12 protein-coding genes are annotated in these 12698 nt (G+C 69.0%); 10 read left to right on the top strand and 2 right to left on the bottom strand.

Translation table 11 applies throughout. The features are described 5' to 3' along the window. Window positions 1–89 precede the first annotated feature (89 nt). The gene (locus tag ACAM52_RS18430) at window positions 90–905 is read left to right on the top strand and encodes a class I SAM-dependent methyltransferase (protein ID WP_369644218.1); all 816 of its coding nucleotides are present in this window, start codon (window positions 90–92) and stop codon (window positions 903–905) included. Between the two features lie 16 nt (window positions 906–921). Here ACAM52_RS18430 and ACAM52_RS18435 read toward each other — a convergent pair whose 3' ends face one another. Both ACAM52_RS18435 and ACAM52_RS18440 read right to left on the bottom strand, forming a co-directional pair. Continuing rightward, window positions 922–1272, bottom strand: coding sequence for a DUF2200 domain-containing protein (locus tag ACAM52_RS18435; RefSeq protein WP_369644219.1), 351 nt, complete (start codon window positions 1270–1272; stop codon window positions 922–924). Between the two features lie 43 nt (window positions 1273–1315). After that, entirely contained in the window at window positions 1316–2029 is a 714-nt protein-coding gene (locus ACAM52_RS18440) for a helix-turn-helix domain-containing protein (protein WP_307584806.1), read from the bottom strand. A gap of 204 nt (window positions 2030–2233) precedes the next feature. Between ACAM52_RS18440 and ACAM52_RS18445 the strand changes: the two genes are divergently transcribed. From ACAM52_RS18445 to ACAM52_RS18485, 9 genes are all read left to right on the top strand, one after another. Continuing rightward, entirely contained in the window at window positions 2234–3388 is a 1155-nt protein-coding gene (locus ACAM52_RS18445; protein ID WP_369644220.1) for an NAD(P)/FAD-dependent oxidoreductase, read from the top strand. A 43-nt stretch (window positions 3389–3431) separates the two neighbouring features. Then, window positions 3432–4883, top strand: coding sequence for a M81 family metallopeptidase (locus ACAM52_RS18450; RefSeq protein WP_369644221.1), 1452 nt, complete (start codon window positions 3432–3434; stop codon window positions 4881–4883). Window positions 4884–4932: 49 nt separating this feature from the next. Then, window positions 4933–6510, top strand: a complete 1578-nt coding sequence (locus tag ACAM52_RS18455) for an ABC transporter substrate-binding protein (protein ID WP_369631940.1) — start codon at window positions 4933–4935, stop codon at window positions 6508–6510. 15 nt (window positions 6511–6525) lie between these two features. Next, on the top strand, window positions 6526–7461 hold the full coding sequence (locus ACAM52_RS18460; RefSeq protein WP_307637376.1) for an ABC transporter permease: 936 nt from the start codon (window positions 6526–6528) through the stop codon (window positions 7459–7461). 25 nt (window positions 7462–7486) lie between these two features. Then, window positions 7487–8404 (top strand): ABC transporter permease, encoded by a 918-nt coding sequence (locus ACAM52_RS18465; RefSeq protein ID WP_307694459.1) that lies wholly within the window; start codon window positions 7487–7489, stop codon window positions 8402–8404. Between the two features lie 13 nt (window positions 8405–8417). Next, window positions 8418–9452, top strand: a complete 1035-nt coding sequence (locus ACAM52_RS18470) for an ABC transporter ATP-binding protein (RefSeq protein ID WP_070095027.1) — start codon at window positions 8418–8420, stop codon at window positions 9450–9452. After that, window positions 9449–10450 (top strand): ABC transporter ATP-binding protein, encoded by a 1002-nt coding sequence (locus ACAM52_RS18475; RefSeq protein ID WP_369644222.1) that lies wholly within the window; start codon window positions 9449–9451, stop codon window positions 10448–10450. Before ACAM52_RS18470 ends, ACAM52_RS18475 begins: the two co-directional genes overlap by 4 nt. Window positions 10451–10463: 13 nt before the next feature. Then, a complete protein-coding gene (locus ACAM52_RS18480) occupies window positions 10464–11921 on the top strand; it encodes an amidohydrolase family protein (RefSeq protein ID WP_369644223.1) in 1458 nt (485 codons plus the stop codon). Window positions 11922–12155: 234 nt separating this feature from the next. Beyond that, window positions 12156–12692, top strand: a complete 537-nt coding sequence (locus ACAM52_RS18485) for a MarR family transcriptional regulator (protein ID WP_354347528.1) — start codon at window positions 12156–12158, stop codon at window positions 12690–12692. Window positions 12693–12698: the final 6 nt, after the last annotated feature.

Genomic DNA, 12698 nt, shown 5'->3' on the forward strand with positions numbered 1-12698 from the left:
TCGTCCCCGTCACGCATGCCCGAACAGGCAACGGACTCGTTGGAGCAAGGGAGCAGGCCCGCTCTGTTCAGAGCTTTCAAGGAGTTCCCATGGCCGACGAAAGCGACAAGGTGTTCGCGGGCTCGATCCCGAAGTTCTACGACACGCTGATGGTCCCCCTGATCTTCGAGGGCTACGCCGTCGACGCGGCCGCCCTGGTCGCTGCGTTCTCGCCCGGCGCGGTGCTGGAAACGGCGGCCGGCAGCGGCGCGGTCACGCGGATGCTGGCACCCCAGCTTGGCGCCGGTGCGCGCTACGTGGTGACCGACCTCAACCCCGCCATGCTCGACTATGCCGTCACCCGCCAGGCAACCGACAACCGCATCGAATGGCTGCAGGCCGACGCGCTCGCCCTGCCGTTCGAGAATGCGTCGTTCGATGTGGTCCTGTGCCAGTTCGGCGCCATGTTCTTCCCTGACCGGGTCGCCGGCCACAGCGAGGCGCGCCGCGTGCTGAAACCCGGCGGGCGCTTCGTGTTCAGCGTCTGGGACCGCATCGAAGACAACGCTTTCGCCGACGACGTCACCCGCGCCGTCGCCACCGTGTTCCCGGACGACCCGCCGCGCTTTCTCGCACGCACGCCGCACGGCTACCACGACGTCGCGCAGATCCGCGACGACCTGCGCCGCGCGGGGTTCATCGACATCGAGATCCAGACCCGCGAGAAGCTGAGCCGCTCGCCCTCGGCACGCGAGGTGGCGGTGGCCTACTGCCAGGGCACGCCGCTGCGCAACGAGATCGAGGCGCGCGACGCGAGCCTGCTCCAGCTCGCGACCGACCGCGCGGAGGAGGCGATTGCCAGCCGGCATGGCACCGGGCCGGTGGCGGGCAAGATCCAGGCGCACGTCATCGTGGCGACGGGCTAGGCAGGCCCCATTCGCACTACGTCCGCAGGATCTTCTCGATCGCCTTGCCCTTGGCCAGCTCGTCGACCAGCTTGTCCAGGTAGCGGATCTTCTGCATCAGCGGGTCTTCGACTTCCTCGACGCGCACGCCGCACACCACGCCCTTGATCAGCGCGCGGTTCGGGTGCAGCGCCGGGGCCTGCGCGAAGAAGGTCCTGAAATCGTTCTGCTGTTCGATCTGCTGCTGCAGCCCCGCCGCGTCGTAGCCGGTGAGCCAGCAGATGACCTGATCGACTTCGTCCTTCGTGCGCTGCTTGCGCTCCGCTTTCTGGACGTACATCGGGTACACCTTGGCGAACGGCATCGCGAAAATCCGGTGCTCTGACATCGTCATGTCTCCTTCAAGTCGGGCCGCAGGCTGACGCGGGCGCTCAGCCCTTGCGGCCACCTGCGGTCTTCTTCGCCACCACGGTCTTGCGCGCCGGCTTCATCGCAGGCGCCTCGCGCGCCGACTTCATGTGCCCGCTCTCCCCCGAGGTCATGCCCACGATCTTCGCGAGCTGGCGGCTCACGCTCACGTAGGCGTGGCCGAGGCGGCTGTCGAAGTACAGCGAGTCGCCGCGCGCCAGGCGCACCACTTCGCCGTTGTCGAAGTACACGTCGATCTCGCCCGACAGCACGTAGGCGAACTCTTCGCCCGTGTGGCGCACGAAGTCCTCGGGGCCGTTGATGCGGCGCGCGTGCACGGTGCCGACGATGGGGCTCATCTGCTTGCCGGCGGCGGTGGTGCCCAGGAACTCGTAGGCGATGGCCAGCCCCTTGTAGACCACGCCCTTGCCCGCGCGCGTGACGACCGGGCCGTCGAGCTGCTCGGGCTTGACGCCGGCGCCCGCGAACATGGCGTTCATGTCCATCTCGAGCGCGCGGCCCAGCGCGGTGAAGTTCTCGTAGCCGAGCGCGAGCTGGCCGCGCTCGGCGCGCGAGATGGTGGTGATCGACACGCCGGAGCGCTCGGCCAGTTGCGCCAGCGTCCAGCCGAAACGCTTGCGCGCGGTGCGCAGGCGATGGCCGAAAGTGGTGCGGTCCAGCGTGGGCGGCTCTTCCTTCGGCTTCGCCCCGCCCCGGTTCCCTGTGTGTGGAGTCACGCTTGGCTTTCTCTAGGTATGCCGGGTGATTCTGCCAGCCCCGCGCCCGGCCGGCCACGCACGGCGCGACAGCCCCGGCATGCGTTTTGCGTATGCGCAAATTGCGTGTACGCAAATTTCACCTCGGTGGTGCACCCATGGTTTCCCCTTGGTTGGTGCAAATCAATTTGCGTATCCGCAAATTTCTACCTACACTTTTCGGCGATGACAACAAGCACACCCACTCCTGTCGTGGCCGACTACCTCGTGATCGGCGGCGGCATCGCCGGGGCCTCCGTGGCCCACTGGCTCGCCCCGCATGCCCGCGTGATCCTGCTCGAACGCGAAGCCCAGCCGGGCTACCACTCCACCGGCCGTTCGGCCGCGCTCTTCATGGAGAGCTACGGCACGCCGCAGGTGCGCGCCCTCACCATGGCCAGCCGCGCCTTCCTCGAACACCCGCCCGAAGGCTTTGCCGAGCACCCGCTGCTCACACCGCGCGGCGCGATGATGGTCGCGGGCACCGAGCACCTGCACGAACTCGAAGCGCACTGGGAGCTGCTGCGCGCCATGGACGTCGGCGCCCAGCGCCTCGATGGCGAGCAGGCGCGCGAGATGGTGCCGGCGCTGCGCCCCGAGCAGGTGGCCGGCGCGGTGTACGAACCCGACGCCTCCGACATGGACGTGCACGCCATCCACCAGGGCTACCTGCGCGGCATGCGCCAGGCCGGCGGCAAGCTGGTGTGCGATGCCGAGGTCACGGCCATGGACCGCGTGGGCGAATGCTGGCGCGTGACGGCGGGTGGCACGGTGTACGAGGCGCCCGTGGTGCTCAACGCGGCGGGCGCGTGGGTCGACACGATCGCGCAGCTGGCGGGCGTGCGCCCGCTGGGCATCGAGCCGCGCCGCCGCTCGGCCTTCATCTTCGCGCCGCCGGAGGGCCAGAGCGTGGCGCACTGGCCGATGGTGTTCGCCGCCGACGAGGGCTGGTACATCAAGCCCGACGCCGGCATGTTGCTGGGCTCACCCGCCAACGCCGACCCGGTCGAGCCGCAGGACGTGCAGCCCGAAGAGATGGACATCGCCATCGCCATGCACCGCATCGAGGAGGCGACCACGCTCGCCATCCGCCGCCCCACGCGCACCTGGGCCGGCCTGCGCTCCTTCGTGGCCGACGGCGACATGGTGGGCGGCTTCGCGCCCGACGCGCCCGGCTTCTTCTGGGTCGCGGCGCAAGGCGGCTACGGCATCCAGACCTCGGCCGCCATGGGCGAAGCCTGCGCCGCGCTGGCACGCGGCCTGCCGCTGCCCGAGCGCATCGCGGGCTTCGGGCTCACGGCCGAGATGCTCGGCCCGCAGCGCCTGCGCACGGCCGGCTGATCCGCGTTCCTTCCCCCACCAATCTTCCCCACGAGAAATCACCATGCGTGTCTTCAGTGCCTCCCTTGCGACCGAAACCAACACCTTCGGCCCGATGCCGACCGGCATCGCCTCCTTCAAGGACCGCGGCTACTTTCCCGCCGGCCAGCATCCCGATGCCCTGACGATCTACTCGGGCCCGCTGTGGGCCGCGCGCATCCGCGGCAAGGAAAAGGGCTGGACGCTGCTCGAAGGCATGGTGGCGGGCGCGCAGCCCAGCGGCATCACCACGCGCCACGCCTACGAAACCCTGCGCGACGAAATGCTGAACGACCTGCGCGCCGCGCTGCCGGTGGACATGGTGCTGCTCGGGCTGCACGGCGCGATGGTGGCCGACGGCTACGACGACTGCGAAGGCGACATGCTGGCGCGCGTGCGCCAGATCGTCGGCCCTGACGTGGTGATCGGTGCCGAGCTCGACCCGCACAACCACCTCACGCCCGCCATGGTGGACAACGCCAACGTGATGGTCTCCTTCAAGGAGTACCCGCACACCGACGTGCTCGAACGCGGGCTGGAGCTGGTCGACATCTGCGCCGCGGCCGTGGAAGGAAAAGTCAAGCCGGTGGTCGCGATGGTCGACTGCGACATCATCGTCACCGTGCACACCTCGCGCGAACCGGCGCGCAGCTTCGTGCAGCGCATGCAGGCGCTCGAAGGCAAGGACGGCGTGCTCTCGGTCTCGCTCACGCACGGCTTCTCGTGGGGCGACGTGCCCGAGATGGGCACCAAGGTGCTGGTCTACACCGACGGCGACCAAGCGAAGGCGAATGCGCTGGCACGCCAGCTGGCCGACGAAGTCATCGCCATGCGCGACGGCCTCACGGTCAACTACCCGAGCATCGACGACTCGCTCGACGAGGCCCTGGCCTTCGACGGCGGCCCGGTGGTGCTGGCCGACGGCGCCGACAACCCCGGCGGCGGCGCGGCGAGCGACTCCACCTTCATCTTGCGCCGCATGCTCGAGCGCGGCATCACGAACGCAGCCCTGGGCCCGATGTGGGACCCGATCGCCGTGCGCATCGCCTTCGACGCCGGCGTGGGCGCCAGGCTGCAGATGCGCATCGGCGGCAAGATCAGCCCGCTGTCGGGCGACCCGCTGGACCTCGAATGCACCGTGAAGGCGCTGAAGGAAGACCTGGTGATGACAGGCCTGTCGAACACGCCCACTGCCATGGGCGACTGCGCGCTGGTCGAGGTGGACGGCATCGACATCGTGCTGATCACGCGGCGCAATCAGGCCATGGGCACCGATATGTTCACACAGCTGGGCTGCGACCTGGCGGCCAAGAAGATCGTCGTGGTCAAGTCGTCGCAGCACTTCTACGCGTCGTACTCGCAGGTGGCCAAGCACGTGATCTACGCCGGCGCACCGGGCGCCGTGACGCTCGACCTCACCACCCTGCCGTACCGCAAGGCTCGCCTGCCGAAGTGGCCCATCGGCGTCGCCGCCTGAACTCCCTCTTCTTCTTTTTTGTTTCGCCCCACCGACCGGAGAACCGACGATGACCCGACGAACGCTTGCTGCCCTCGCTGCCCTGGCCCTTTCGGCCGCCAGCCTTCCCGCGCTCGCCCAGACGCCGCCCAAGACACTCAAGGTGGTGGCGCATGCCGACCTGAAGATCCTCGACCCGACCTTCACCACGGCCTACATCTCGCGCAACTTCGGCCACATGGTGTACGACACGCTGTTCGCGCAGGACGCCACCGGCAAGCCGCAGCCGCAGATGGTCGAGAAGTACACGACTTCCAAGGACGGCAAGCAGTGGAGCTTCACGCTGCGCCCCGGCCTGAAGTTCTCCGACGGCGCCGCCGTGACCTCGGCCGACGCCGTGGCTTCGCTGCAGCGCTGGGCGGCGCGCGACAGCCTGGGCCGCGCCATGACGGCCGTCGGCGCCGAGTGGAAGGCGACCGACGCGCGCAACTTCACGCTCACGCTCAACGAGCCCTTCGGCATGGTGCTCGACGCGCTGGCCAAGCCCTCGGGCTTTCCGCCGGTGATCCTGCCCGAGCGCATCGCCAAGCTGCCGGCCACCGCACCCCTCACCGAGGTCGTCGGCTCGGGGCCCTTCATCTTCAAGCGTGACGAATGGGTGCCGGGCAACAAGACGGTGTTCGTGCGCAACCCGAACTACGTGGCGCGCAGCGAGCCGCCCAGCGGCCTGGCCGGCAGCAAGAAGACCAGCCTCGACCGCGTCGAATGGCTCTACCTGCCCGACGCCAACAGCGCGATCTCGGCGCTCAAGCGCGGCGAGGTCGACTACATCGAGCAGCTGGCGCCCGACTACATCGCGCCGCTGCGCACCGACAGCAACATCAAGATCGGCTCCGGCGGCGCCTACCAGGGCTTCCTGGTGATGAACCAGCTGCACCCGCCCTTCGACAACCCGAAGGTGCGCCAGGCGCTGCTGCAGGCCGTGAACCAGGAACGCTTCGTCGCGGCCATGGGCTTCCCGCTGGACATGCGCATGGCCTACTGCGCCACCTGGTTCATCTGCGGCAGCCCCAACGACACCTCGGCCGGCGCGGAACCCTTCCGCAAGGCCGACGTCGCCAAGGCGAAGAAGATGCTCGCCGACGCCGGCTACAAGGGCGAGAAGGTGGTGCTGATGGTGCCCAGCGACGTGCCCTACCTCAATGCCGAGGCGCTGATGGCCGCGCAGACCATGAAGAGCATCGGCCTGAACGTCGATGCGCAGACCATGGACTGGGCCTCGATCGGCGCGCGTCGCGCCAAGCGCGATGCGTCCGACGCCGGCGGCTGGAACATGTACGTCACGGTGGCCGGCGAGTTCGACGTGAATTCGCCCATCAGCAACGCCTACCTGGGCGCGGCCTGCGGCAACACGCTGCCCGGCTGGCCCTGCGACAAGAAACTCGACGAGCTGCGCACCGCCTGGCTGAAGGAAACCGTGCCGGCCAAGCGCAAGGAACTGCTCGACGCCTTCCAGTCGCGCGCCTATGAGGCCGTGCCGTACATCAACGCGGGCCAGTACTCGGCCGCGTTCGCGGCGCGCGCCAGCATCAAGGGGCTGGACAAGATGTGGGCCGGCCTGCCCACCGTCTGGATGCTCGACAAGTAAGCCACGCGCACCGCCATGGGCTACATCGTTCGACGCTTTCTTTCCACGCTGCCGGTGATGGCGGTGGTGGCCGTGGTGGTGTTCCTGCTGATCCACCTCTCGCCCGGCGACCCGGCCGCGCTCATCGCGGGCGACCTCGCCACCACCGAGGACATCGACAAGCTGCGCGCCGCGCTCGGCCTGAACCTGCCCCTGTGGCAGCAGTTCGGGCTGTGGATCGGCAAGATCTTCACCGGCGACCTGGGCACCTCGATCTTCACGCAGGTGCCCGTGACGCAACTGCTCGGCCAGCGGCTGGAGCCCACGGTGTCGATCGCGACGCTGACCATGCTCATCACGCTGGTGACGGCCGTGCCGCTGGGCACGCTCGCGGCCTACTGCGCGGGCACCTGGATCGACCGGCTCGTGATGCTGTTCGCGGTGCTGGCCTTCTCGGTGCCGGTGTTCCTCGTGGGCTACCTGCTGGTCTACACCTTCGCGGTGCAGCTGCCGTGGTTCCCGGTGCAGGGCTACGTGAACTTCTCCGAAGGCCCCGGCGCCTGGCTGCGCGCGCTGGTGCTGCCCTGCGTGAACCTGGCGCTGGTGTACATCGCGCTGGTGACGCGCATGACGCGCGCCACCGTGCTCGAGGTGCTGCACGAGGACTACATCCGCACCGCACGCGCCAAGGGCCTGGGCGTGCTGCCGGTGCTGGGCCATGCGCTGCGCAACGCGGCCATTCCCATCGCCACCACCATCGGCGCGGGCATTGCGCTCCTGATCGGTGGCGTGGTGGTCACCGAGACGGTGTTCGCCATTCCGGGCGTGGGCCGGCTGGTCATCGATTCGGTGCAGCGCCACGACTACCCGGTGATCCAGAGCGTGCTGCTGCTGTCGGCGGGCGTGTACGTGCTGATCAACCTCTTGATCGATTTGAGCTACCGCCTGTTCGATCCGCGCATCCAGTACTAGAACAAAGAACGAGCCCCACGACGCCATGTCCACTGCCCTGCCCTTGCGCGAGGTCGATGCGCCGGTGCCCAGCACCGCCGTCGCCGACGCCGCCGAAGACCCTCCTTTCGTACCGCCGCGCTGGCGCTGGGTGCGCAAGCACCCGACGCTGATCGTCGGTGCGCTGCTGCTCATCGCGGTGGCCGCGCTGTCCATCGCCGCGCCCTGGATCGCCACCCACGACCCGCAGGACATCGACCCGCTGGCGCGCATGCAGCCGGCCTCGGCCGAGCACTGGTTCGGCACCGATGCGCTGGGCCGCGACGTGTTCAGCCGCGCCGTGTGGGGCGGTCGCGTGTCGATGATCGTCGGCGCCTCGGTGGCCGTGCTCGCCACCTTCTTCGGCATCGCGCTGGGCCTGGTGTCGGGCTTCGTGCGCTGGGCCGACGGCCCGATCATGCGGGTGATGGACGGGCTCATGGCCATCCCCGGCATCCTGCTGGCGATCGCGCTCATGGCCGTGACGCGCGCCAGCCTCACCACCGTGATCATCGCCATCACCGTGCCCGAGATTCCGCGCGTGGTGCGGCTGGTGCGCTCGCTGGCGCTCACGCTGCGCGAACAGCTGTTCGTGGAGGCCGCGCATGCGGTGGGCACGCGGCTGCCGGTGATCCTCGTGCGGCACGTGCTGCCGAACATCGTCGCACCGCTGGTGGTGCAGGCCACCTTCGTGGCCGCCGCCGCCGTGCTCACCGAGGCCGCGCTGTCCTTCCTCGGCGTGGGCGTGCCTTCGCAGACGCCGAGCTGGGGCAACATGATGGCCGAGGGCCGCAACTTCGTGACCGTGGCGTTCCACATCATCCTGTACCCGGGCCTGCTGCTGGCGGCCACGGTGCTGGCCATCAACCTGCTCGGCGACGGCCTGCGCGATGCGCTCGACCCGCGCCTGGCGCGGCAGCTGTGAAGAGGAACGCGCCATGACGATCCCCATGTCCCAGGCCACCCTCGCCCCCGGCGAGCCCTTGCTCGAGGTCGACAACCTGCGCACCTACTTCAGCACGCTCGCGGGCACCGTGCGCTCGGTCGACGGCGTGTCGTACACCGTGCGTGCGGGCCGCACGCTCGGCGTCGTCGGCGAGTCCGGTTGCGGCAAGAGCGTGACCGCGCTCTCGATCCTGCGGCTGGTGCCCACGCCGCCCGGTCGCCACATGGGCGCGGTGCGCCTGCGCGGCACCGACCTGATGCAGCTCAGCGAACGCGAGATGCGCCAGATTCGCGGCAACCGCATCTCGATGATCTTCCAGGAGCCGATGACCTCGCTGAACCCGGTGCTCACCGTGGGCCGGCAGATCGCCGAGACCGTGCAGCTGCACCAGAAGGCCAGCCGCGCCGAGGCGCTGCAACGCGCGGTCGAGATGCTGCGGCTGGTGCAGATCCCCGAACCCGAGCGGCGCGTGAATGAGTACCCGCACCAGCTCTCGGGCGGCATGCGCCAGCGCGTGATGATCGCGCTGGCCCTGGCCTGCAACCCCGAGGTGCTGATTGCCGACGAGCCCACCACCGCGCTCGACGTGACCATCCAGGCGCAGATCCTCGACCTCATCAAGCGGCTGCAGAAGGAGCTGGGCATGGGCGTGGTGATGATCACGCACGACCTGGGCGTGGTGGCCGAGAGCTGCGACCGCGTCGTCGTCATGTACGCCGGCAAGAAGGTGGAAGAGGCCGACGTGGTCGACCTGTTCGACCGCCCGCTGCACCCCTACACCCGCGCGCTGATGGCCTCGATGCCCGCCATGAGCACGTCGAGCGCGCGGCTGCACGAGATCCCGGGCATGGTGCCCGCCGCGCACGAGCTCGGGCGCGGCTGCGCCTTCGCCGCGCGCTGCGCGCAGGCGCGCGAACGCTGCCGCCGCGAGACGCCGCCGCTCTCGACGCAGGGCGACGGCCACGTGGTCGCCTGCTTCGCGGTGCAGGAACAATGGACCGACGAGGCTGCCGAGGTGAGCGCATGACGACAACCACAACAACATCCGCGAAGGCGCCGCTGCTGCAGGTGCGCGAGCTGCGCAAGCACTACACCTCGCCGCGGCGCTGGCTGCGCCCGGCCAAGCCGGCCATCCAGGCGGTCGACGGCGTGTCGTTCAACGTCGGGCACGGCGAGACGCTGTCGCTGGTCGGCGAATCGGGCTGCGGCAAGACCACCACGGCCAAGTCGGTGATGCGGCTGGTCGAGCCCACCTCGGGCTCGGTGCGGCTGAACGGCGAAGAGCTGCTGACCCTGCCCGCGAACGCGATGCGCCAGCGCCGGCGCGACCTGCAGATCATCTTCCAGGACCCGTACGCCTCGCTGAACCCGCGCCTCACGGCCGGCGACATCGTGGCCGAGCCGCTGCGCAACTTCGGCGACGTGTCGGTGGCCGAGCGCCGCGAGCGCGTGCAGTGGCTGTTCTCGCGCGTCGGCCTGCGGCCCGAGGCGGCGAAGAAGTTTCCGCACGAGTTCTCGGGCGGCCAGCGCCAGCGCCTGGGCATTGCGCGCGCGCTGGCGCTGAACCCCAAGCTGATCGTCTGCGACGAACCGGTGTCGGCGCTCGACGTGTCGGTGCAGGCGCAGGTGGTCAACCTGCTGATGGACCTGCAGGCCGAGTTCGGCATCGCCTACCTGTTCGTGGCGCACGACCTGGCCGTGGTGCGCCACATCAGCCACCGCGTGGCCGTGATGTACCTCGGCCACATCGTGGAGATCGCCGACCGCGACACACTGTTCTCGGCGCCGCGCCATCCATACACCGAGATCCTGCTGTCGGCCGTGCCCGTGCCCAACCCGCGCACGCCCGCGCGCCGCCTGCTGCTGCAGGGCGACCCGCCGAGCCCGGCCAACCCGCCCTCGGGCTGCCGCTTTCACACGCGCTGCCCGATGGCGCAGGCCGTGTGCAAGGAGAAGACGCCCGAGCTGAGCGAGCGCCCCTCGACTTCCCAGGGCGGCCACTGGGTCGCCTGCCACTTCCGTTGAAAGCATTGCCCTCATGACCGACAAGACACCCCACTACGACCTCTTGATCCACGGCGGCACCGTGATCGACGGCACCAAGGCCCCGCGCTTCGACGCCGACGTGGGCATCGTCAATGGCCGCATCGCCGCCATCGGCAAGCTCGCGGGCCACACGGCCGACCAGACGCTCGACGCCACCGGCCGCATCGTCGCGCCGGGCTTCATCGACTCGCACACGCACGACGACCAGGCCGTGCTGTCGCACGCGCAGATGCCGTTCAAGGTGTCGCAGGGCGTGACCACCGTGGTGGCGGGCAACTGCGGCATCAGCGCCGCGCCGCTGCGCGCCGACATGGACCTGCCGATGCCGCTGAGCCTGCTCGAGACGCCGCCGGAAGACCGCTTCACGACGTTTGCGGCTTACCTCGACGCGCTGCGCGCCACGCCCTCGTCGGTCAACGTGGCGGCGATGGTCGGCCACTCGACCCTGCGCGCCGTGACCATGTCCGACCTCGACCGACCCGCCACCGCGCAGGAGATCGCCGCCATGCAGGCGCTGGTCGAAGAAGCGATGCAGGCCGGCGCCATCGGCCTGTCGACCGGCACCTTCTACCCGCCGGCCGTGAAGGCGACCACGGAGGAGATCATCGAGGTCGGCCGTCCGCTCACGGCGCGCAAGGCGCTGTACGTGACGCACATGCGCGACGAGAGCGACCGCGTGATGGAGTCGCTCGAAGAAACCTTCCACATCGGCCGCGCGCTCGACATTCCCGTGGTGGTGTCGCACCACAAGGTGCAGAACACGCAGAACTTCGGCAAGACCAAGGTCACGCTGCCCTTCATCCAGGAAGCGATGAAGCACCAGTGCATCGGGCTCGACTGCTACCCGTACACCGCAGGCTCCACCATGATCCGCACCGACCGCGGGATGATGGACGGCCGCGTGCTCATCGCCTCCAGCGTGCCGCACCCCGAGTGCGCGGGCCGCGACCTGAAGGACATCGCCGCCGAATGGGGCGTGTCGGGCGAAGAGGCCGCGCTGCGCCTGTCGCCCGGCAGCGCCATCTATTTCATGATGGACGAGGACGACGTGCAGCGCGTGCTCGCCTTCGACGAGACCATGATCGGCTCCGACGGCATTCCGCTGGGCGACAAGCCGCACCCGCGCCTGTGGGGCACCTTCCCGCGCGTGCTGGGGCACTACAGCCGCGACGTGGGGCTGTTCCCGCTGGAGACGGCCGTGTGGAAGATGACGGGACTCACGGCGCGCAACTTCGGCCTGCACGAGCGCGGCGCGCTCAAGGTCGGGCACCACGCCGACGTGGTGGTCTTCAATGCCGCCACCGTGCACGACACCGCGAACTACGAAACGCCGACCGAGCCGGCCGAAGGCATCGATGCGGTGATCGTGAACGGCGCCGTGACGTGGCGCCACGGCGTGCACAGCGGGGCGCGCAACGGCCAGGTGATCGTGCGCCAGGACGCAGCCTGACAGCGCGCACCCCGGCGGAGCCTGCACGGCGCCCGCCTTCGCATCCTGGTGCATGCGCAGCACCGGATCGGTGAACACGCCGGGCCTCACGGGCCCGGTTTTTCTTTCTCCCTGGCGCTCTTTCCCTCTGGCAGTGCGCCCCTAGGGGATTTCCCTCGACAGCTGGCCCGGAGCTTGCGTAGTTTGCCCACATAGTTGAACATTTCAACTATTGAAGACTTCTACCAACCCGTCATGCACGCCCCGCTTCGCCTGAAAGACGACTACCTCAACGTCCTGCTCGACCTGGCGTCGCAGCGCACGCGCGACCGCGGCTCGCGCATCTACGAGATCGAGCTCGGCCTGTCGATCCGCGACGTGCGGCTGCTGCGCATGATCGGCGCCGCGCCCGGCATCACCATGGGCCAGCTGGTACAGACCTGCGCCATCGAGAAGACGCTGGTCTCCAAGCTGGTGAGTTCGCTGGTGCAGCGCGAGCTGGTCGAGCGCCAGATCGGCACCGAGGACGCCCGGCAGATCCGCCTGTGCCTGAGCCCAGCCGGCATCGACATGGTGCTGCGCGCCGAGCCCATCGGGCATGAGATGGAAGCGCGCTTTCTCGACTGCCTGAGCGTCGCCGACATCGAGAACCTGCGCCGCATCATGCACAAGCTCATCGACGCGGAAGAAGGTTCGCGCGACATCTTCGAATTCCTGCTGGTGCAGTTGCGCGAAAGCAAGGAATCGCCCCCTTCCTCCCCCGGTTCTTCCGCTCCCTCCCGAAAGAAGTAAGGCTCC

Origin of the sequence: Variovorax sp. V118 (assembly GCF_041154445.1) — a bacterium.
Classification (GTDB): domain Bacteria; phylum Pseudomonadota; class Gammaproteobacteria; order Burkholderiales; family Burkholderiaceae_C; genus Variovorax; species Variovorax boronicumulans.